The sequence below is a fragment of the Fluviicoccus keumensis genome, assembly GCF_004217445.1.
GTDB classification, from domain to species: Bacteria; Pseudomonadota; Gammaproteobacteria; order Pseudomonadales; family Moraxellaceae; genus Fluviicoccus; species Fluviicoccus keumensis.
Genome location: NZ_SHKX01000013.1, coordinates 275708 through 296391, shown reverse-complemented (window position 1 = coordinate 296391; position 20684 = coordinate 275708). Strand labels below are relative to the sequence as shown.

The window sequence follows — 20684 nt, the reverse complement described above, 5'->3', positions numbered from 1 at the left end:
TAATCGTGCTTAACCAAGGCGGCCTCCGCCAGCGCATCGGCAGTGGCAGGGACGCGAAAACCCTGGAGAGTGGATGCGATTCCTCATGTTCGTGATGCCAGGTTTGCAGAAGAAACCTGGCCAGTATTGGCGCAAGCTCGGTCGTAAGGAGCTGGTAGTGATGGGCGAGAAGGAGGGCGCACTCCAAGGAGTCTGCATCCTGGGAAACTATCGCGTCCTGCAGTGCTGCTTCGACAAAACCTGCTTGGGCAACTGGGTCGAGGCCTGATCTACGAACAAACTCCTCGTGTGAAATTCGTCCGAGGACGTGATCCAGGACAATCTTCTGTTGCTCTGAAGTCATTGAATTTTCCAGCCCGCGTAGGGCGCAATAAAATTGCGCCGGATTGATGAGTCTGAAGCAAATTTCTGTGTGATTGCGCCGCCCCCTCAAACCTCCCCTTCCCCTGCGCCGCCTGCACCCGGCTGGTCAGGTGCAGCTTGCGCAGAATGCTAAGGATTGGTTTGACTTAGTATGCTACAGACAATGTGCTCTCACCGGAGATACTTGGTACAGCGCAGACTATGCGCTCCTCCAGAGTTTGAAAGGGTTGTCAAAGATGTTCAGGCGGCCGGCTGCATCCAGACAAAAATCCATGCATAATGAAGGCCATTATCAATACTAAAATAGGATAGTGTTTTCAAGGGACGATTTTCCATAGTACCTCGTTGACCTTCCTGTCAGATACCCTATGACACAAGATCAAGTCCTGCATATCCTCTTCTTAACGTTGGTCACAGCTGCCAAGCTTGCGGCTCCCATCTTGTTGGCTGTTCTGATCATCGGCTTGCTTGTCAGCATTTTTCAAGTTGCTACTCAGATTCAGGAAATGACACTGACATTCATTCCCAAGCTTGCGGTTGCTGTGCTGATCCTGATCGTGCTGGGAGACTGGATGTTGGGAACCCTCAAGGCATTTGCCTTGGAAATCATCGAAATTTCCATCAGTCGATAGGAGCGGCCAAGGCGGGCACCATGGAAAGTTTATTGGCCTCGGTCTTGTTGATCGGATTCAGGTTACTGCCGTTGCTGGTGGTAGCGCCTGTCTTTCCGTTCAATAAGGCACCGCTGATGGTCAGGGTCGTGCTCTGTTTCTGTCTGGCAACCGTGCTGTCGTCTTCTGCAACCGCCCAGGTCGCCTTGTCCGATCTTTGGTCTCATGCTGGCAACGAGATATTCCTGGGAGTCATCTTCGCTTTTGGTTTTCATGCGATCGTTGCCGCCCTGGATATGGTCGGAAAATTACTGGATACCCAGATGGGGTTCACGGCGGCGAATATTTTTGATCCGGCCGGGGATCATGCCGGTGGCCTATTGTCGTCGTTGCTGATCATGTTGTTCGGTTTGCTGCTTTTGTCCCGGGATCTTCATCTCCAACTCCTTAAGGGTGCAGCGGTCTGGTTTCACTTGCTTCCGCCCGGAGTGTCGCTCTGGGAGCGGTTTGATGCCATGGTGATGGCGGGCATCTTGTCACGGCAGTTGATGATCGCTTTCGTGATGGTGTTTCCGGTCTTTCTGGGGCTTTGGCTGACGGATATCGCCTTTGCCTTCCTGTCGCGTTCCATGCCCCAGGCCAACATTTACTTCGTGGCCCTTCCGGTCAAGATCGTAATGGGAGGATTCCTGCTGATCCTGACATTACCGATGATGTCCGAGGGCTTGGTCCGGATGTTCTCGGAGGCGCTGCGGCCGATCGGTCTGGCTGGGGGCTATCCATGAATGATGGTCAGGAAAAAACAGAAGAGGCCAGCCAGTACAAGCTGGATGAGGCCCGAAAAAAAGGACAGGTTCCCCATAGCCAGGAGCTGGTTTCGCTCGTAGTCGTTTTGACCTTTCTGTTGATGGTTGCGGTGCTTTCTGGCGACGTGGCGCGTTTTATCGGGGACCTGACCCGTAGCTGGATTGGAAATGCGGATCGCATTGCTGCATCGGGCGTTACGGCCATGGCTGCCCCCGGCCTGCAGGCCCTGGTGCATCAGTTGCTTCCCCTGTTCCTGGGCTTGATCCTGGTAGTCATTCTCATGAACCTGGTTTTCAAGGGGCCGGTCTTTTCCCTGACGGCCGTCAAGCCCGATTTCCGGCGGCTGGATCCGGTAGCCGGGTTAAAGAAGCTGTTTTCGCGGCGGATGATCGTGGAACTGCTGAAACTGCTGGTCAAGCTGTTCATCTCCGGCCTGGTGCTATTCAAACTGGTTGAGCTTGGGGTGGGCCGGCTGCTGTCTGCGACGGGCCTCGAGGTGCAGCGTCTGCCGGTTGAAATGAAGCGGCAATTCCTGGTTGTGGGCTTTGCCTTGGCTATGGTCATGTTGCTGTCCGCCTTGTTTGATATGTGGTACTCTCGAAAGGAGTTTGCACGTCAAATGAGGATGAGCCGCCGTGAGGTCAAGGATGAATACAAGCGAAGGGAAGGCGACCCCGAAATCAAAAATAAACGCCGCCGCATTCAGCAGGAACTGTTAAGGAAGCTTGCCTCATTGCGCAAGGTCAAGGATGCAGACGTGATCCTTTCCAACCCCACGCATGTTGCCATTGCACTCCAGTACCGGCCGTTGACCATGCAGGCTCCGGTCATTATTGCCTCAGGGCGCGGTTTCATGGCCAGGATGATTTTTCAAGTGGCGCGCAATAACGGTGTTCCTATAATTCGTCGCCCTCCATTGGCACGCAGCCTGGCATCTCTTCGCCTGGAAAGCGAGATTCCACCGGAGACGCAGAGGCAGGTGGCTGAAGTGTACCGCTGGATTATCAGTTTGCCGGGAAACAAGGTTTTACCCTGATGAAGTCATTCAAATCCTTGCTCCTGTCCGAGTTCAACGACCTGCTTCTGGCCGTGGGCATGATAGGCATCTTGTTGGTGCTTTTCACCCCCATATCGCCCGGTGTGCTTGACTTCCTGTTGCTGGCAAATTGTACGGTTGCTTTGTTAATCCTGCTGGTGACGTTCTATACCGAGAAGCCTCTGAGCTTTTCAACGTTTCCCTCATTGCTGCTGATTACCACGCTTTTTCGCCTGGCGTTGAATATTTCAGCAACCCGGCTGATTCTGGATAGCGGTAATCCCGGCAAGGTCATTAATGCCATCGGGGCACATGTGGTTGGCGGGAATTATGTCATCGGCTTTGTCGTATTCCTGATCCTGATAGTTGTGCAATACGTGGTCGTTACGAACGGTGCCCAGCGCGTGGCGGAAGTGGCAGCGCGCTTCACGCTGGATTCCTTGCCGGGCAAGCAAATGAGTATCGATGCCGATCTCAATATGGGCATTATCGATCAGGACGAAGCCAAGCGCCGCCGTTCCCAGCTTGAACGGGAGTCCAGTTTCTATGGCGCCATGGATGGGGCATCCAAATTCGTCAAGGGTGATGCAATTGCCGGAATCATCATCATTCTGATCAATATTATTGGCGGAATATCGGTCGGTATGTTGCAAAAAGGCATGAGTTGGGCTGATACGCTGCATCATTATACGTTGCTGACGGTAGGCGACGGTATTGTCACCCAGATTCCCTCCCTGATCATTTCGGTAGCGGCAGGTATTATCATTACCCGGGCGGCCACCGATGCCAAACTGGGACAGGAAGTGGCGCGCCAGGTTTCGAGTCATCCGAAAATCCTGGTGATGATCGCCCTGATTACCGCGATCCTGATGGTATTGCCCGGTCTGCCCGTGGCGCCGTTGCTGATCCTGTTCTGCTTTTTTTCCGGTTTGGCCTGGTTGTCCCTGAGGCGGCTGAAAAAAGACAGACGTTCTGAGGAGAAAGAGGACAAAGGAAGTCCGGCGGGGGACAAGGCAGTTTACGAAGCCATGGAAATTCAGTCGTTCGAGCTGAGATTAGGGGCATCACTGGCTTCGGAATTCCTGGCAGCGGCCAGTGTCCTGGAATCCCGGATTGACAATCTTCGCAAGCAGTTTGCCAAGGATTATGGCTTTGCCTTGCCTACCCTGCATGTCCGGCTCGAAAAGAAACTGGGTGGAAACAGCTATCAGATCGCCATTCATGGTGCGGTGATAGCCTCTGGCGAACTGATGCTTGACCGGATACTGGCCATCAATCCGGGTGGTGACCGTATGGAGTTGGCCGGTATTGAAACCCGTGAACCCACGTATGGGTTGAGTGCCCGGTGGATAGAGCCGGGAATTCGCAATCAGGCCAAATCGGCAGGCTACACCCTGGTGGATCCGGAGACCGTGTTACTGACTCACTTGTCCGAGATTTCCCGGAAATTCGCGCCGGATTTCATGACCCGGGCGGAAACCGAAAACCTGGTGGAACGTAAGCGATCTGCCTTGGGCTCATTGCTGGATGAGCTGGTTCCCCAAATCCTCAGTTATTCGGACATACAGCGTGTTTTGCAGAACTTGCTGAGGGAACAGGTGCCGATCAAGAACCTTTCCCTGATCCTGGATGTGCTGGTGGATGCCGGCCGCACCCAGAAGAATCCCGAGGAGCTGGCCGAGAGAGTCAGGGAGCGGTTAGGGGCCGGTCTTTACGAGCGTTTTGTGGATGACCGGGGGGAGCTGCATGTGCTTACCCTGGCTCCGCAGCTTGAGGGCTACATGCTGGCGACTAGCCGCAAGGAAGGAGTGGGGGCGATCTTGCCTGCCGGGGAACTGGAACGTTTCCTCACGGCGCTGGCCCGTAAGGCCGAGCAGGAGTTGGGGCAGAACAGGCATCCCGTGTTGTTGTGCGCCCCGTCCCTGCGCCGTGTGCTGCGCTCGCTGGTGCAGCGGGCGGTTCCGCACCTTGCCGTACTGGCGGTGACCGAGATTGGTCATCATGCGCGCATCACTTCATCAGGCATTGTGGAGCTGCCGGGCTTTACCGGTATGGAGGGAGCATGAGCGATGTGATCATGCAACTGGCGGATGTGATGCAGCGCGAGGTTGACAGCGTCGCCCGCATTGCCCAGAACGCCGCCAATGTCGCCACGGCGGGTTATAAGGCTCGCATCGACTTCAGCCGGTTGCTGACGGCCACGGGTAACGATGCATCCTCGGGCGCGCAGGTAATCCAGGAGTGGGGGGCAAGTGACGCGGGCTACATCGACCTGACGGACGGAGTCTTAAAGGTGACCGGTCAGGATACCGATCTGGCAGCCAGCGGAAAGGGCTGGTTCGTGGTGTCGGGGGGAGGGCAGCAGTGGCTTACCCGTGATGGGCGGTTCCGGATTGATGCAAACGGTTTTTTGCAGACCCGGGATGGCTTGGCGGTCATGGGAGAGGAGGGGCCATTAAGGCCGGGGACCTCGGGCTTTCAGATCACGACGGATGGCCGGCTGATCGTTCATGGCCAGGAAACGGGGCGTATTCGCATGGCCCGGGTGGAAGATGCACGGCAGTTGGTCGGTAACGGCAATGGCCTCTACCGGTTACCGGCGGCGCCCGCCTGGATGGCGGCCGAAGGAATTCATCAAGGCATGCTGGAGGGGTCCAATGTCAGTGTCAGCACGGACATGGTTCGCCTGCTGGAAAAGACCCGTCACATTGAGAGTGTGCAGCGGGCGCTGCAGTCGTATGACGCCATCCTGAACAGTGGCATTAACCAGATAGGCAAAGAATGACGGAGGAATCACATGATTGATGCGCTGACCATTGCCGGTTCGGGCCTTGAGGCCAACCAGGCCTGGATCGACTCAATTTCCAACAATATCGCCAATATGCAGACTCCTGGGTTCAAGAAGTCGCGGGTAGCTTTCCAGGATCTGGTCCAGCAAACCGTGAACGCTCAGGAGATGCAGCAGGGCAATACGGCCCACGCTCCGGCGGGTGCCGGAGTTGTCATGGCCCGGTCGGGTATCAGTCTGGAAGGGGGGGCAATTAGTCAGACCGGGAGTCCCTTGGATGTTGCCATTCAGGGTGGAGGATTCCTGGAAGTCTTGTTGCCGGGCGGGGAGTTGGCGTATACCCGGGCGGGCCGGTTACATCGCGATCAGGATGGACGGATGGTCACCATAGACGGACTTGAACTGAGTGGTGACATCAGTATCCCGCCTGATGCCGAGGATGTCCGGATTTCTCCGGACGGGCATGTCAGGGCACGGATTGCCGGTGCGGTGGAAAGTACCGACCTGGGGCAGATCCGGTTGGCCCGGTTCGATAATCCTGAAGGATTGCAGCGCTCAGGTAACGGGCTCTTGATGAAGAGCGGCGACAGCGGTGAACCGGTTTATGCGCTTCCCGGTAGCAATGGCACCGGCACCTTGCTGCAGGGGCATCTGGAGCTGTCGAATGTCAATCTGGTCGAAGAAATGACCAGCCTGGTCATGGCCCAGCGTGCGTATCAGTTGAATGCCCGTCTGCTGCAGGCCAGTGACCAGATTCTTGAAACCTTGAATAACCTGAGGCGCTGATGCGTTTAGCCGGGTGGTCGGCCTGCTGTCTCCTTGCCGGTATGGCGCTGGCGGATGAAAAGCCGCCTTGCAAGCCCTCAACCGCTGAGGAGGTGGAGGCCCGACTGGCGGACGCCGCTCAGGCTTGGCCGGAAGGCCCCTTCGAGCAGGTAACATGGGCCCCGGTGTCACCCTGGCCGTCGCTGATGTTTCAGCGTGCGGACTTTCCGGAGAACCATGTCCGCAGCCGGTTACCGGTGGGGTTGACGGGCATCGACTGCGTGAGCGGTCACGAAATCAGCAGGGCCGTGTGGTTCCGGCTGTCGTTGTACAGGCCGGTCTGGGTGTACGGACAAGCAACAGGCGTGGACGAGCCACTGGCCGTGGCGAAACCGGAAAAGCAGACGCGTGACCTGGCGGCCTTGACCTACCCGGTCCGGGAGCTGGTCGGTGATAGCGCTTCCTTCGCCAGCCTGTGGCTTGCCAAGCCGGTAGACCGGGGACAGCCGGTGCTTGTCAGCCATTTGCAACCGGAGCCTTTTGTCTTCCGTAACCGGGAGGTCAATGTGGTTGTCAAAGCGGATGGACTGCGGCTGCGCGTCCGGGGTAAGGCACTGCAAAGTGGCCAGCCCGGAGAGACGGTGCCGGTAATGATTGAAGGGGCGACGGCCAGTTCCATGGCCGTGGTCAGCGGAAAAGGGGAGGTGCTAATTGAACCGTAAGTGGGTGAAGGGGCTGCTGCTGGTGCTGGGTCTGGCCGGCCTGGCGGGGGCGGGCGATGTTTCGCTGATCAATCCGGATAGTTATCGGGGTCTCACCAGTGACCGCCATGCGTACCACGTCGGCGATATCCTGACCGTGCTGGTCGTGGAGTCGACATCGGCAGAGTCGGCTGCGGGAACGGGAGCCAACAGCAATACCTCTTTTTCAGCATTCTCGGGCGGCGGGCAGACCGGGACCGACACGGTTTCGGCGGGTGTTCGTGGTGATACGGCAGGAAACGGTCAGACCAGCCGCCGGGGTCTGGTCCGGGCCAATGTTTCTGTCCGCATCACCGAGATGCTGCCGGACGGGGTATTCCGTGTTGCAGGCCAGCAAGCCCTGACCGTTAATGATGAGCGTCAGGTCATCCGTATTGCCGGGCTGGTCCGGTCGGACGATATCAGTTACGAGAATGCCGTCTTTTCGTACCGGTTGGCTGATGCCGTGATCGATATCAAGGGGGATGGCGTGGTGGCGGATGCGCAGAAGCAGAACGTGCTCTACCGCTTTTTCAAATGGCTGAGGATTCTATGAAGCGCCAGCTATTGGTGGTGTGCACCCTGTTGACGATGGCTCAGGGATCATTGGCATGGGTGGGCACGGAATCGGGTGTCCGCATCAAGGAAATCGCCCGGATCCAGGGAGTCCGTGATTTCCCCTTGGTGGGATATGGTCTGGTGGTTGGCTTGGCCGGCAGCGGGGATTCGGACAAGAACCGGTTGACCCGGCAGTCCATGGTCAATGTGCTCAAGAATTTTCATGTCAGCCTGTCTGAGTCGGATCTGAATGCCCGCAATTCCGCGGCAGTCATGGTGACGTCACGCCTTAGCGCCTACGGTGAAACCGGAGACAGCCTGGATGTTGAGGTTGCTTCCCTGGGGGATGCCCGCAGTCTGTTGGGCGGCGCCTTGCTGATGACACCCCTGTATGGACCGGACCAGAAAATCTATGCCCTGGCTCAGGGCTCCCTGGCGGTGGGCGGTTATGACTTCGAGTCGAACGAAAACAGCCTGCGCAAGAACCATCCCACAGCAGGGCGGATACCCCGGGGAGCCACCGTGGAGCGTCATCCTGATCCGCAAGGAGAGCAGGAAAAGTCCGGGCAGGTGGTCCTGATCCTGAACGAGCCGGACTTTACGACGGCTAAGCGGGTAGCGGAGGCGCTGGAACGCGATCTGGGGATCCAGGGTGTCAGGATCGCGCACGCGGCCCGGATTGAAGTACCGGTGAGCAGTACTGCCTCGGTTCCACAGTTGATCGCGGGCATCGAAAATGTCAGGGTTGCGCCAGATCATGTGGCCCGGGTGATTGTCAATGAAAAGACCGGCACGGTGGTCTCGGGGGGAAACGTCCGTATAGGCGAGGTCACGATAACGCAGGGCAATCTCAATCTGGAAATCAGCACCCGCTACCAGGTGTCCCAACCTGACTGGACGGTAAAGCCCGGGGCCGGGGTCAGGACAGTGACGGTTCCGGATACCCGACTGTCCGTGACCGAGCCGGCGACAGGAGCCTTGAAGATGCAGGAAGGAACGACTGTCGGGGATCTGGTGCAGGCCATGTACCGCATCCATCTCGGCCCACGTGACGTGATCTCTGTATTGCAGGCGATCAGCCAGGCCGGCGCTTTGCATGCCGAATTGATGGTGCAGTAGGAGTGACGAAATGAATGATGCGATAACCGGCATTGATGCGGTCTCCCTGGCCATGAAGCTTGAGGAGGCACGCGCCAGGGTAGCGGCCAGAAATATTGCCCTGGCCAGTGTTCCCGGCAGCACCGCCTTGCGGTTTGACAGCCTGGGGGCTCAAAAGATCTTGCAAGCGGCCCTTGCCGACCCGGAGGGCTTCGCGTCAGCGGTACATGCCCTGGCGCGGCAGGATCTCCAGGGCCGGATCCGCCAGGCCCCGGAGCCATCCGGCATCAGCCTTGATGCGGAAGTGGCTGAGGTTTCTGCCGCCAGTGGCCGCTATCAAGCCCTGGCGGATGTGGTTTCCCGGCAGTTTGCGATCATGCAGATGGCCATCAAGGGGGCAAAGTGAGATGAAGCTGGAAAATATCCAGGATCTGGTCAAGTCGGCCATGACCTATGAGCGGCAGCGTGTCGAGGTGGCAGGATTCAACCTGTCGATTGCCAATGTCGCGCTGGACGGGCAGGCGGTATCCAGCCCCCTGCGGCAGGCGGCGGTTCCTTCACAATTCTGGAACTACCTGGATCACCCGCCGATCCAGACATCCGTGGAGAGCGGCTTCCGTGAAGTCCATGACCCTGCCCACCCGTTGGCGGATGACAGGGGCATGGTGCGTTACCCCAAAGTGGATACCGCACGGGAAATGGCGACACTGGTCTCGGCCAACCGGGCCTACGAAGCGGACATCCGGGCCTACAACGCTCTCCGCGCCATGAATCTGAAAGCATTTGACATAGGTAAGCAATGATGAGTCCTGTAATGCCAGTCATGCCGGTGCTCCCGGAGGCTCCGGGCATCAGCGCCATGGACAACGCGCCACGTTCCGTGCCGGGGTTTGGGCAACTGTTGATGTCAGGCCTTCATGAGGTTGACGCCAGTTCCCGTGCGGCTACCTCCGCCATGACCGCTTTTGCCGCCGGCGAGCAAATATCCCCTCATGAACTGGTAATTGGCATGGAGCAGGCCCGCCTGTCCATGCAACTGGCTGTCGAAGTCCGCAACCGGATGGTCGAGGCTTATCAGGAATTGACCCGGATGCAGATCTGAGAAGGCGAAAATCTTGGAAAAACTTGGTTTCACGTTGCCCGAAAACAACCGTCGTCTCGGACTGGTTGCTGGAATACTGCTCATAGCAGTCATGTTTGCCACCGCTGTCTGGTGGCTCTGGACGCCCTCCTATGTGGCGCTCTACAAGGACAGCCCGGAGGCTTCCCAGGCCGAAATCCTCGCCGGTCTTACCGCCGCTGGTATTCCTTTCCGACTGAACAGCAAGGACAACAGCATTGAAGTCTCGGAGAGTCAGGTCGGACAGGCAAGAATGCACCTTGCCGAGGCCGGTATTCCCGCAGTGGGCGGGGCCGGTTTCGAGCTGTTTGATCACGCCGATTACGGGATGTCCGAATTTGCCCAGCGAATCAATTATCAGCGTGCGTTGGAAGGAGAACTGGGAAGAACCATCCAGGGCATGCGTGAGGTTCGTCAGGCGCGGGTCCACATTACCTTGAAGCGTACGGGGGCATTCCTCGCCGCTCCGGAGCAGCCCAAGGCCTCGGTAGTGATCCAGCTGACGCCCGGCTCGGTCCTGAGCCAAGATCAGTCCCGGGGTATTCGCGAGTTGGTGGCGTCCGCGGTGGAGGGTATGAAACCGGAAAGTGTTGTCGTGATGAACGAGTACGGCCAAGTACTGGGTGGGGCAGACGCACTCAACCAGTTGCCAGACCGGTTGCAGGCCGTGTCCCGGGTGGAGGCCGACCTGAGGGAGAAGGCCGAGAGTTTGCTCCGGCATGCCCTGGGTAATGACGGTGCGTATGTGACCGTTCATGTCCAGATGAATTTCGACAAGGCGACAGCCGTTCGTGAGCGCCCCTTGCCAATACCCGGAACCGAGGAGGGGCTGGTTGTCCGCCAGAAGGAGAACCACTCCAGCACGGATCTGGGTGAAAAAGAACAGGCGGCCGGCAGCGAGGCGAACTCCCAGGACAGTTCCGAGACTGAATACGCCGTCGGCAAGGAACATTCCGAGATCGAGTTTGCCACCGGCAAGCTGGAGCAGATCAGTATCGGTGTCGTTCTGTCGGGGCCGGTAGACGGTATTTCACCCGCCCAGCTTCACGAGCTGCTTGCAGGCGGGCTGGGGCTGAATACCGCACGGGGCGACCGGATATCTGTGGTCTATGCGGCGCCGGGGGGCAAGACCGTGAAGTCAGAGCAGGCAACGGTTCCTCCGGTGGTGGCACCCGCCAGCCAGGACAAAGCCCTGCCTGCCCTGCTGGTCTGGGCCGGGTTGGGGCTGCTCATGCTGGTCGGCCTGGTGGCTTTCATGCTGGCCCGTTCCGGTCGTCGTTCGCCTGTGTCCGGTCAGCAAGGGGGGCCCCTGTCGCAGGAAGAGCGTCAGGTCTTGCTGGAAGAACTGCGTCGCTGGCTCAAGGAGCCTCAATCGTGAGGGATGGTGTATGACTGCTGAGCTCGCCTTGCGGCGTCTGGCCCTGAGGATGGCCTTGCTGAACGAATCGGACAGGCAATGGATTCTGGAGCAGCTTGAAGTTGCCGAGCGCTCCCGAGTCCTCTCCCTGATGGAGGAAGTGGTACGTCGTGGCTTCGTGAACACTCCGGAGCTGGTCGGTGTGGCCTTGAGCGAGACTTCCCAGTCGCTTTTCCCTTCGGCAGTCAGCCTGAATGGTCCGGAGATTCAGCAATCCTGTCATCCGGCATGGCGCGCGCTGTTGGTGTCGGCACGCAGCGGACCGGAATTTTCCGATCGTCTATTCGAGCCGGACGTGGCTGCTTGGGCCGACCGGTTCGAAGGTGAGCGGCTTCCTCCGGCATGGGGGGGCCTGCTTGAGGCCCGGTTGGCCAGCAAGGGGCGTCCGTCATGAATGATACCGTACCGGCGAAGGGCGCAGCCTCCGTCTTGCGGCAGCCCGCCATTGCCTCGACCGCCAGACAGTTGCGGCCCTTGCCAGCTGCTACAGTATTGCCGAAAGCGACTCCCTGGCCTGCAGGCCAGAAGCCCGGTGAGGGTAACGAACAGCCTGCTCCGTCACTTATTGAGGAGGTGCTCAAGGATCAGTACCGCGAGTACTTTCAAAGGCTTGAGGAGGAGGCCCGCGCGCGTGGGCTCAAGAGCGCCGCTGAGGAAGCTGTCTCGGCCCTGAAGCAGGCGCGTGACAAGGTAGTCAGTGACTGGAAGCGGGAAGAAGCGTCAATCCGCGCGTCGCTCAAGGCCGATGCCGACCGCCTGGCGGCATTGCTGGCATCCCTCGGGGCCGAACAGGAAACGTTGTCACAGCGCATGGAGCCTGTTCTGGCCCGCCTCCTGTTCGAAAGCCTGGTTCGTATGCTGGGCCATCATGCGGTGGAGGGTGCCCTGATCCATGATGTGGCGCATCAGGCGATCAAGGAGTACCGGATCGCCGCCCCCTGGAAGGTTTGGCTTAGCCAGTCAGACTTCAACTACCTTCATGCCCAAGGGCTTTACGGAGAGTTCCTCCAGGCCTGCCATGTGGATGAGTCTGCCGGGCCTGGTTCGTGCCGTATCGAAACGGATGAGGGTTCACTGGATGCCGGTTTGGACCAGCAGTTGCTGGCCCTGCACCGTTTGCTGACGCAGGAAGGCCGAAATGCTGGAGGCAGTTGAGCACTCTTGGACTGACCGTATCGGATCCGCGCGGTTGTGTCGGCGGGTTGGCCGTCTGACGGCCATTCACGGGCTCGTTCTGGAGGCAACCGGTCTGGATGTGCAGTTGGGGGAGCTGGTCAGAATCCTGCCTGCCCGCAGCCAGGAGCCGGTCATGGCGGAAGTGGTCGGTCTCCGCAATCGTCATGCACTGCTGATGCCTCATGCCTCGGTGGATGGGTTGTGCCTCGCGAGCGAAGTCGAAGCATTCGGAGCGTCCAATGGCATCCCGGTGGGTTTTGAATTGCTTGGGCGGGTCATTGATGCGTCCGGCAAGCCTCTGGATGAAGGGCCCTCACTGGAAGGGCTGGAGCGCCAGCACCGCTTCCGTGCGCCGATCAACCCCCTGCATCGACGGCCCATCCGGGAAAAATTGTCCACGGGTGTCAGGGCCGTGGATCTTTTCACCCCTTTGGGGCGTGGCCAGCGAATCGGGATCCTGGCGGGTAGCGGGGTAGGCAAGAGTACCCTTCTGGGCATGATGAGTCGGCACGCTGAGGCGGATGTGGCGGTGATAGCCCTGATTGGAGAGCGCGGCCGTGAGGTTGGGGATTTCATTCGCGACAGCCTGGGTGCCAAGGGCATGAAGTCGTCAGTCGTGGTGGTGGCCTCTGCCGAACAACCGGCCGTCATGCGCCGTCAGGCGGCGTATACCGCCACGGGCATCGCCGAATGGTTCCGCGCCCGTGGCAAGCATGTCCTGCTCATTATGGACTCCATTACGCGGTTCGCGTTTGCCCAGCGTGAAATCGGTTTGGCAACCGGCGAGCCCATGGGCAGCCGGGGGTACCCGCCTTCCGTCTTTGGTCTCCTGCCACCCCTGATGGAGCGGGCAGGCTCCCTGGAGGGGCAGGGATCCATAACCGGCGTGTACACGGTCCTGGTCGAGGGAGATGATATGAACGAACCGGTGGCAGACCATATGCGGGCCGTTCTGGACGGGCACATCGTTTTGAGCCGTGATCTTGCCGCGCGCGGACATTATCCCGCCATCGATATTCAGGGCAGCATCAGCCGGTTGTCCGGCGCCTTGTACCATACCGGGCAGCGCGAGACGGCCGACCAGATCCGTCATGCATTGGCGGAATACCGTAACTCTGAGGATCTGATCCGGCTGGGCGCCTATGAAGCGGGATCGAATGCTACCCTGGATGCGGTGATCGCACTGGAGTCTGACATGAGCGCCCTGCTTCGCCAGCCGTCCGGCCAGCATGCCGCTCCGGAGACATCATGGAGCCTGGCGCGTGATTTGGCGGGCAAACTCAAGCGGGGATCGTCCCATGTCGGATGAGCGTCGCAAGCTTCGCCAGCTCCAGGCCTTGCAACGACTAAGAGAGTTGCAGCGTGATCAGGCGGCCAGGGCTCATGCTATGGCCGGACAGGTATTGAAACAGACCGGGCAGGCAGCCCGTCGATCAGAACAGAATTATCAGGCGCTCATGGTGGATTATGCCCAAAGGCAGCAATCCGGATGTGAACTGGATCCCGGTCTGCATGAAGAGCGCCTGCTGGGGTTATTGGGCTCCCGCGAGCAGGTGCTCCAGCATCAGCAGCAGGAATCTGACTGCCGGGTGAATGTCCGATTGCGTCGTGAGGAGCTGCTACTGGCACAAGCCAACGCGGGTGTCATGGACGAACTGGAAAAACAATCCGCTCAGGCATGGTTACGCCTTCGGGCCGTGCAGGAGCAGCAGGACATATTCGAGGCACAGTCACGGGGAGCGGGTGATGATGGTCAGGGTTGAGACGGGCAACGGGATTCCCGGTCACGAAGCTCTGGGGCCCCGGCGGCATTCAGAGGGCAAATTTGCCGATCAGATTGGTCTGGGCAGACCGGGTGCGGCGGATGACAACAAGGCCCCCGATCCTGCCAAGCCAACTAAGAACGATCTCTCTGACCTGAAAGATGTCACTGCAGCAGCGGATCGTCTCCGGGTAGAGCCGGGTCTTCCGGTTAAAGAACCTGTGGAATTGCCCGCATCCATCCTGCTGGAGAGAGGCGTCCTGCAGTCTGTGCCGTGGGGTGTGATCGCAAACGGTCATCTGTCCAGTGTCCTTGCCGGAGTTAATGAGGTTGAAGCGGCAGGCTTAATCCCGTCCTGCCGGACATCGGCCCCAGTATCCTCCGGGGCGGATGTATTGCCAGCGGGGGCGTCAGGAGTGCTTTCAGCTGCCTTTTCCGCCCATGACAGTACAGCTCAGGGTTATCCACTCAGGTCTGTATCCTCGCCGGTTAACACGGCTGATCCAGGAGACCCGGTGGCAGGGCAACCTGAAGGTTTGGCCGGCTTGCCCTTGTTCTGGAACAAGCGCCGACTCCAGGTTGTCCGGCAAGGGCAAGGGGTGGAAATCCTGATACGTGACTACAGCCTGGAAGAGCGTGATCTGAGGACCCTGGCCGGGGATGTGCGGCAAGCCCTGAAGGAAGCCGGCGTAATGCCGAACAGTATCCGGGTGAACGGAAAAATATATTGGGAAGCGCTTAATCCGCTCCCGGGAGTAAGGCATGGCGGTTGATGCAATTGGTAGTGTTCTGGCGGCGCAGTCCGCCGATGTCACGGAGTCACGTCTGAATCAGGAAGACTTCATCAAGCTGTTCATGACAGAGCTGAGCTTCCAGGATCCGCTTGAACCGATCAATAACCGCGAGTTCCTGGCACAGATGGCGCAGTTTGCCAATCTGGAACAGGCGCGGGTTACGAATGAAAGCATGGACAGCCTGGTGACCTTGAATGCAACAGCACAATCCCTGAGCCTTCTGGGAAAACAGGTCGAAGCCACGGGGAGCACTGGCGTTTCCTTCATCGGGACAGTCACGGCAATCAATTTTTCGACAGGTGCTCCGGTCATTTCGGTCAAGCAGTCCGATGGAGCGGTACAGACGGATGTGCGCTTGTCCCAGGTCCGCCTGGTTCGCTAAAGGAGGCTGGTTATGTTGCAGGCATTTTTTAATGGTTTGAGCGGGCTGTTCTCTTTTTCCAAGGGGCTCGACAACGTCTCGAATAACGTTTCTAACATGAATACTCCCGGGTTCAGGGGCACCAGTACCTTCTACCGCAGCGTGGGCGGAGGGACTCAGGATGGCGGAGGCTATGGCTCCGAGATCGCCGGAGTAACGTTGAGAACGGCAGCTGGCGAGCTGCGGCAGACCGGCAATGAAACCGATCTGGCCATCAAGGGCAGGGGATACTTTATCCTGAAGGATGCGGACGGGAACATGCATTTCACCCGCTCCGGCCAGTTCATGCTGGATAAGGATAATGTGCTGGTTGAAAGCGTCTCCGGCTACAAGTTGAACGGTTACGATTCCGCCGGAAATCTGACGTCCATCGACATGACCGCCCTTAAGACCATGGCGCCCAAACCGACCACCAAGATTGACCTGAGCGGCAATCTGGTCATTGGCAGTGCGACTCATAACATTGCGGCCGTGCAGTTCTATGACGCAACGGGAGCTCAGTTGAATCTGAGCCTGACCTTTACCAATACGTCCACCACCACATCGACCAACACCTGGAAGGTCGAGGTGGGTTATCAGGGGACTACGGTTTCCCAGGGCGAAATCCGTTTCAGCCCTGATGGCTCTCCCATGGCGGGATTCAATACCTTGACCACCATATTAACCAGCAATGGCCAGTCGCAAAACATTGTCCTGGATTTCGGAACGCCGGGAAGCCTTTCGAAGGCAACCCAGTTGACGGGCACTGGGTCCAATCTGACCGCCAGGGCTACCGATGGGGCGCCCTTGGCCGGCCTGACCACCTTCAGTTTCGATGAGTCCGGAGTCATGAAGCTGACGTACTCAACCGGAGAAAAGAAGGATGGCCAACAAGTCGTCCTTGCCGATTTTGCCGATGAGTCCGCTTTGCTGCAGGGGGAAAAATCCTTGTACGATGCCCCCAAGAACATGTCGGCCCAGATCGGCAAGCCCAACTCCGTGCAATTCGGCAAGATCCAGGGCGGCTATATCGAACTGTCGAATGTGGACTTGTCCCAGGAGTTCGGTGACATTCTGATCATCCAGCGGGGTTATCAGGCCAGCTCCCGGGTCATGACGGTAGCCAACGAAATGCTCGACCAGCTTTACAATACAACGCGAGGGGGTTGAATGCGGCCTTTTATCCTTCTCGGAGCCAGCCGTCGCGTCGCCCTGGAGGCAAGACTGGCCGAAGCGCTAGAGCAGTGGAGCGAGTTATGGTGTCTGAAATCCCAAGATGGACAGCGTGCCTCACCGACGGTCTGCAAGATGACTGAAGGTGCAGCCGATCCGGTCTGGCTGTCCGAGCATGGTCTAAGCTGGCTGGGAGTTTCGGGGCCAACCGGAGGGGCATGGGTTCGCGAGCCTGAGAAGGGGGCTTGGCGCAACATCGTCTTCGGTACATGGGCGGATACATTGCCGGATGACGAGGTTGCGGATGACCTCTTGCGAGCCGCTGGATCGGACCTGATCAAGCGGGTTGCATCGGCGGCAGAAATTACTGGCGCGGAGGAACCCTCCAGTAAGGCCCCGCAACCAGGGCGGCAGGGTACCGGTTCGGGACGGCAGATTCTGGAGTGTGATGGGGGCGCATTCCGTTGGCGCTTCGTTCTGGATCTGCCGCCCGTGAAACCGTCCTCCGGGAGAGGCCGGCTGGAACACCGACGTGACTGTCTTTCTCAGGCGGCCGTTGACGTAACGATCCAGTTGCCGGTGGCGATCCTGCCGTTGATGGAGGTACGCCAGCTGGAGAAGGGGGACGTCATTCGCGGCCTGGCCTCCCTGGAGGCCTTATTTCAGGTTTGTAGTGACAACGGTGAAATCCTGGCCTTGGGTCGTCTGGGCAAACGTGGCGATTCCAAGGCGCTGATCCTTACCGGATCGGCCAAGCAAAATATGTCGGAGGCAGTTACCTTGAATCAGGTGGTTGAGCAAATCGGGTTGGGAGAAGTCTCACCGGCCCCTGCGGGCAGGCCCTTGCTGGAAAAGGATCTGAAACTGGTGGGCCATGTTGCCGTAGAACTAGTGGCGGAAATCGGCACGGCGTCCCTGAGCCTTGATGAGCTGTTTGCCCTCAAGAACGGGGATGTGGTAACGCTCCGGCAACGGGTTGAAGATCCCGTCATCCTAAGGCTCAACGGTAAACAGGTCGCCAAAGGACAGTTGGTTGCCGTCGAGGATAATTTCGGCATCCAGATCACGGAAATCCTGTGAGCAGTCCGGTTACGCCGTCTACGGGGGGCGGATTGCCACTCCGGGCTGCCGAGGCCGGAGTGGGGTGGGATCTGCTGGTCAAGGAAATGCTGATTACAGCGGTCCTGTTGCTGGTGGTATATGCAGGTTTGCGTCTGCTGGCCCGCAAGGGTTGGTTGACGCAGTTGCCGGGCGCCCCCTTGAAACGGATGCAAGCCCTGCAGTCCTTGCGGCTTTCCGCCCGCACAACGGCTTTTCTGATCAAGGTCGACGAAACCGAAGTATTGATCGTAGAGGGGGCATCTGGTGTGGAAACCACCATTCTGCCTACCGTGCCCGGTAAGACACCCCCGGAAAAGGAAGCATGAAAAAGACCGGATTCCGTTACCTGCCGCATTTGGCAAAGATAATGGCGCTGCTGGTCGTGGCACTTCCGGCCATGGCTGCCGTCCCCGGTGCATCCGAGTGGTCAACCATGAAGGCGGGGCAGATGGGGTCGCCGGTTGGCATGTTCGTCATGCTGACAGCCTTGTCCTTCCTGATGTTCATGCTGATTGCGATGACCACCTTCACCCGCAATATCGTGGTGCTGTCGATGGTGCGTCAGGCGCTGGGCCTGCAGCAGACCCCGCCCAATCTGGTGCTGTTGCTGTTGGCCTTCTTCCTGACGGTCTTCGTGATGTCCCCCACGCTGGAGCGCTCCTATGAGGCTGGTGTAAAGCCATTTCTGGCTAACCAGATGACGCTGGAGGAAGCGGGAAAGGCTTCCTGGACGCCGCTGCGGGATTTCATGGTGCACCAGACCCGGGAGGCGGATCTAGCCCTCGTCCACGACATGGCCGGGAAGCCGCTGCCCGCTACCGTTGATGAGCTTTCGCCCGTCAATCTGGTGCCTGCCTTCATGCTGAGCGAACTCAGGTTGGCCTTCCAGATCGGCTTCGTGATTTTCCTGCCCTTTCTGGTCATCGATCTGGTGGTGTCTTCCATCCTGATGTCCCTGGGCATGATCATGGTTCCACCGGTCACCATCTCGCTTCCCCTCAAGATCATGCTGTTCCTGATGATAGACGGATGGGGCCTGGTGGCGCAGGTTCTGGTGCGAAGTGCAACCGGATCCTGAAGTGGTGGCTGTTGATGGTCCGGGGGCAGAACACGAGCAGTTGGCGGCCTGGTGGACTGACTGGGCCCAGCACCGTGATGCCCGGGCAAGAACCTCCCTTTTTTTTCACTATGGTGGCTGGATCAGGATACTGACTGCCCGGCTGCTGGCTGTTTATCCTCATCCTCTTGCCGAGTGGGGGGACTATATCCATTTTGCCTCGTTGGGCTTGCTGCAGGCTTTGGAGCGTTTCGAACCCGAGCGCGGGGTCCGTTTCCAGACGTTCGCCGAGCCTTTCATCAAGGGTGCAGTATTGAAGGGTTTGTCCTGTTATGTTCAGGATGCCCGGTCAAGACATCCTGATCGTTCCAATCAAGTGGCGTATGATGAAGAGGCCAGCTTTGAGGTATTGGTCAACGCAGCCGTGGATCTGGCGTTCGGATTTTTTCTGGAAATGGGAATTGCCGAGCCGATGATGCAGGAAGGGCCGCAGGATATCTATGCCCGCGCCGCCAACAGGAATTTGTTGCAGGATTATGTTTCGGCGCTTCCCCCCCGGGAACGCCAGATCATTGAAGGTCACTATTATCAGCAACTGGACTTCGCGGTGCTGGGAGAGTTGATGGGGATATCCCGGGCAAGGGTCTCTCAACTCCACCGGCAAGCCTTGCAGCGAATCCGCGCCGGATATGAGCAGGCGGACGATCTGGATTTGAAGTGGTGAATCAATCGGTGCGGGACAAGCCCATCTCATTTATCAGGCGTGTCAATGCCTTGGCAATGGGAGGTTGCTGCATCAGGACTTCGGTCACTTGTTTGACAACCCTGCTGAAATCCGGGTTTTCCAGGACGGACTCCCCGAATTCCCAGATCAGGACTTCCCTGATGGTGATTTCAGCCATCTGTTCTTCATAACAGCCAGACACCTTTAGGGCGCTGATTCGCGCCTCCAAGCGGGTCCTGAGCAACGACAGGCTTCTGCGGGATGGTCGTTTCGGTGTAGGGGCCGAACCTGCTTGAGGAACGGCTTCAGGCCGTTCTGTTGCTGGTCCGATTGCTAGTCCCTTCAGGATACTGGACAAACGGGCAGGATTAATGGGGGTCATTTTCGTCTTTCAGGGAGTCCCGATACGCACCCAAGAACAGCACGGAAGCGGGCAAGCCCTTTTCAGGGTCGGTGTTTTCCGGTGATGTGGTAAGCGATTCAGCCGGGGCCGGTTCAAGCTTCTGCCTGACAGAGTCCAGTACGCGATTCATGTCGGCTTTTAAGGAGGGATTGTTGTCACATTGAGCGATCCCTTGCTCCAGCCACGGCACCGCTTCCGCCGGCAGGTCGCTGATAAGGGCCAGATAGGCCCGTGCGAAGGCCAGCAAGGCCGAGTCGGTTGCCATGCTCTCCAGCGCTTGGAATGCAGTGCTTGCCTGCTGAGTGCGATTGCCTTGCAGGTGTAGCAATCCCAGTTGAAAACGGGCGATCTCCAGGTCCGGACGCAGTGCAAGCGCTTCCTCCATGCCCTGTATCGCCCTGTCAAATAATCCCAGTTCGGCATGTTCCGCTGCCATCAGGTAATGCGCGGCGGCATTGTCCGGCTCCAGGGCCAGTACCTGCTTCAGGTATTGTAATGCCGCGTGATGGTCGTTTTGCCTGACCGCATGCAGAGCTAGGTGAAAGTATTCGCCAGCGTCCAGAGTCATCATGCTGCATTCCTGATTGATTGATAGGGCAATGTATTCCGGTCACCCTGAAGCAACGTGAACGGCAGGCTATGAATTGTAGTGGATTGCGGGTGGCGATCGTCTTGGAAGGGCAATAAAAAAATTTCGTTTTTACCCTTAACAATTTTCAAAATCCGGGAATAAGACATATATAGAGCGCACTTTATGCTGGTTGCGCCGCGATTTAGCTTGCCGGAGATTC

Annotated in this window: 27 protein-coding genes; 25 read left to right on the top strand and 2 right to left on the bottom strand. The window is 58.4% G+C overall.

All coding sequences use genetic code 11. The features are described 5' to 3' along the window. Window positions 1-73: 73 nt before the first annotated feature. The 25 genes from EV700_RS12195 to EV700_RS12075 all read left to right on the top strand — a co-directional run bounded on the left by EV700_RS12195 (window position 74) and on the right by EV700_RS12075 (window position 19490). Window positions 74-268 (top strand): hypothetical protein, encoded by a 195-nt coding sequence (locus EV700_RS12195; RefSeq protein WP_130414145.1) that lies wholly within the window; start codon window positions 74-76, stop codon window positions 266-268. 463 nt (window positions 269-731) lie between these two features. Then, window positions 732-995 carry a flagellar biosynthetic protein FliQ gene (locus EV700_RS12190; protein ID WP_130414143.1) on the top strand — a complete coding sequence of 88 codons (264 nt, stop codon included), beginning with the start codon at window positions 732-734 and terminating at the stop codon, window positions 993-995. A 20-nt stretch (window positions 996-1015) separates the two neighbouring features. Next, window positions 1016-1759, top strand: a complete 744-nt coding sequence (locus EV700_RS12185) for a flagellar biosynthetic protein FliR (protein WP_130414141.1) — start codon at window positions 1016-1018, stop codon at window positions 1757-1759. Beyond that, window positions 1756-2817 (top strand): EscU/YscU/HrcU family type III secretion system export apparatus switch protein, encoded by a 1062-nt coding sequence (locus EV700_RS12180; RefSeq protein WP_130414139.1) that lies wholly within the window; start codon window positions 1756-1758, stop codon window positions 2815-2817. Before EV700_RS12185 ends, EV700_RS12180 begins: the two co-directional genes overlap by 4 nt. Further along, entirely contained in the window at window positions 2817-4883 is a 2067-nt protein-coding gene (locus EV700_RS12175; protein WP_130414137.1) for a flagellar biosynthesis protein FlhA, read from the top strand. Before EV700_RS12180 ends, EV700_RS12175 begins: the two co-directional genes overlap by 1 nt. After that, entirely contained in the window at window positions 4880-5602 is a 723-nt protein-coding gene (locus EV700_RS12170) for a flagellar hook-basal body protein (RefSeq protein WP_130414135.1), read from the top strand. The genes EV700_RS12175 and EV700_RS12170 overlap by 4 nt, the downstream gene beginning before the upstream one ends. A gap of 12 nt (window positions 5603-5614) precedes the next feature. Continuing rightward, window positions 5615-6391 (top strand): flagellar basal-body rod protein FlgG, encoded by a 777-nt coding sequence (flgG, locus tag EV700_RS12165; RefSeq protein ID WP_130414133.1) that lies wholly within the window; start codon window positions 5615-5617, stop codon window positions 6389-6391. Further along, the gene (gene flgA / locus EV700_RS12160; RefSeq protein WP_130414131.1) at window positions 6391-7092 is read left to right on the top strand and encodes a flagellar basal body P-ring formation chaperone FlgA; all 702 of its coding nucleotides are present in this window, start codon (window positions 6391-6393) and stop codon (window positions 7090-7092) included. Before flgG ends, flgA begins: the two co-directional genes overlap by 1 nt. Then, window positions 7082-7666, top strand: coding sequence for a flagellar basal body L-ring protein FlgH (locus EV700_RS12155; RefSeq protein WP_130414129.1), 585 nt, complete (start codon window positions 7082-7084; stop codon window positions 7664-7666). The genes flgA and EV700_RS12155 overlap by 11 nt, the downstream gene beginning before the upstream one ends. Beyond that, on the top strand, window positions 7648-8787 hold the full coding sequence (locus EV700_RS12150) for a flagellar basal body P-ring protein FlgI (RefSeq protein ID WP_242610258.1): 1140 nt from the start codon (window positions 7648-7650) through the stop codon (window positions 8785-8787). Before EV700_RS12155 ends, EV700_RS12150 begins: the two co-directional genes overlap by 19 nt. Window positions 8788-8797: 10 nt before the next feature. Beyond that, window positions 8798-9172: a flagellar biosynthesis protein FlgB gene (locus EV700_RS12145; RefSeq protein ID WP_130414125.1), complete on the top strand. Its 375-nt coding sequence runs from the start codon at window positions 8798-8800 to the stop codon at window positions 9170-9172. A 1-nt stretch (window position 9173) separates the two neighbouring features. After that, a complete protein-coding gene (locus tag EV700_RS12140) occupies window positions 9174-9569 on the top strand; it encodes a flagellar basal body rod C-terminal domain-containing protein (RefSeq protein ID WP_130414123.1) in 396 nt (131 codons plus the stop codon). Window positions 9570-9580: 11 nt separating this feature from the next. Continuing rightward, window positions 9581-9868 carry a flagellar hook-basal body complex protein FliE gene (gene fliE, locus EV700_RS12135; RefSeq protein WP_165391457.1) on the top strand — a complete coding sequence of 96 codons (288 nt, stop codon included), beginning with the start codon at window positions 9581-9583 and terminating at the stop codon, window positions 9866-9868. A gap of 13 nt (window positions 9869-9881) precedes the next feature. Then, window positions 9882-11264 (top strand): flagellar basal-body MS-ring/collar protein FliF, encoded by a 1383-nt coding sequence (fliF, locus tag EV700_RS12130; RefSeq protein ID WP_341272943.1) that lies wholly within the window; start codon window positions 9882-9884, stop codon window positions 11262-11264. A 10-nt stretch (window positions 11265-11274) separates the two neighbouring features. Then, complete coding sequence (locus EV700_RS12125; protein WP_130414117.1) at window positions 11275-11697, top strand: hypothetical protein; 423 nt, start codon at window positions 11275-11277, stop codon at window positions 11695-11697. Beyond that, window positions 11694-12458: a FliH/SctL family protein gene (locus EV700_RS12120; protein ID WP_130414115.1), complete on the top strand. Its 765-nt coding sequence runs from the start codon at window positions 11694-11696 to the stop codon at window positions 12456-12458. The genes EV700_RS12125 and EV700_RS12120 overlap by 4 nt, the downstream gene beginning before the upstream one ends. After that, on the top strand, window positions 12442-13788 hold the full coding sequence (locus tag EV700_RS12115) for a FliI/YscN family ATPase (protein ID WP_130414113.1): 1347 nt from the start codon (window positions 12442-12444) through the stop codon (window positions 13786-13788). The genes EV700_RS12120 and EV700_RS12115 overlap by 17 nt, the downstream gene beginning before the upstream one ends. Continuing rightward, entirely contained in the window at window positions 13778-14242 is a 465-nt protein-coding gene (locus EV700_RS12110) for a hypothetical protein (RefSeq protein WP_130414111.1), read from the top strand. Before EV700_RS12115 ends, EV700_RS12110 begins: the two co-directional genes overlap by 11 nt. Further along, the gene (locus tag EV700_RS12105; protein WP_130414109.1) at window positions 14226-15014 is read left to right on the top strand and encodes a hypothetical protein; all 789 of its coding nucleotides are present in this window, start codon (window positions 14226-14228) and stop codon (window positions 15012-15014) included. The genes EV700_RS12110 and EV700_RS12105 overlap by 17 nt, the downstream gene beginning before the upstream one ends. Then, window positions 15004-15417 carry a flagellar hook assembly protein FlgD gene (locus EV700_RS12100; RefSeq protein WP_130414107.1) on the top strand — a complete coding sequence of 138 codons (414 nt, stop codon included), beginning with the start codon at window positions 15004-15006 and terminating at the stop codon, window positions 15415-15417. The genes EV700_RS12105 and EV700_RS12100 overlap by 11 nt, the downstream gene beginning before the upstream one ends. A 12-nt stretch (window positions 15418-15429) precedes the next feature. Further along, entirely contained in the window at window positions 15430-16605 is a 1176-nt protein-coding gene (gene flgF / locus EV700_RS12095) for a flagellar basal-body rod protein FlgF (protein WP_130414105.1), read from the top strand. Next, entirely contained in the window at window positions 16606-17688 is a 1083-nt protein-coding gene (locus tag EV700_RS17095) for a FliM/FliN family flagellar motor switch protein (protein ID WP_242610257.1), read from the top strand. Continuing rightward, entirely contained in the window at window positions 17685-18035 is a 351-nt protein-coding gene (locus EV700_RS12085) for a hypothetical protein (protein ID WP_130414103.1), read from the top strand. The genes EV700_RS17095 and EV700_RS12085 overlap by 4 nt, the downstream gene beginning before the upstream one ends. Then, a complete protein-coding gene (fliP, locus tag EV700_RS12080; RefSeq protein ID WP_242610256.1) occupies window positions 18032-18787 on the top strand; it encodes a flagellar type III secretion system pore protein FliP in 756 nt (251 codons plus the stop codon). Before EV700_RS12085 ends, fliP begins: the two co-directional genes overlap by 4 nt. 1 nt (window position 18788) lies before the next feature. Next, window positions 18789-19490, top strand: coding sequence for a sigma-70 family RNA polymerase sigma factor (locus EV700_RS12075; protein WP_165391456.1), 702 nt, complete (start codon window positions 18789-18791; stop codon window positions 19488-19490). 1 nt (window position 19491) lies between these two features. On the opposite strand, the gene EV700_RS16865 is transcribed toward EV700_RS12075, so the two are convergent. After that, entirely contained in the window at window positions 19492-19668 is a 177-nt protein-coding gene (locus tag EV700_RS16865; protein WP_165391455.1) for a hypothetical protein, read from the bottom strand. A gap of 190 nt (window positions 19669-19858) precedes the next feature. Then, the gene (locus EV700_RS12070) at window positions 19859-20464 is read right to left on the bottom strand and encodes a tetratricopeptide repeat protein (protein ID WP_207224661.1); all 606 of its coding nucleotides are present in this window, start codon (window positions 20462-20464) and stop codon (window positions 19859-19861) included. Window positions 20465-20684: the final 220 nt, after the last annotated feature.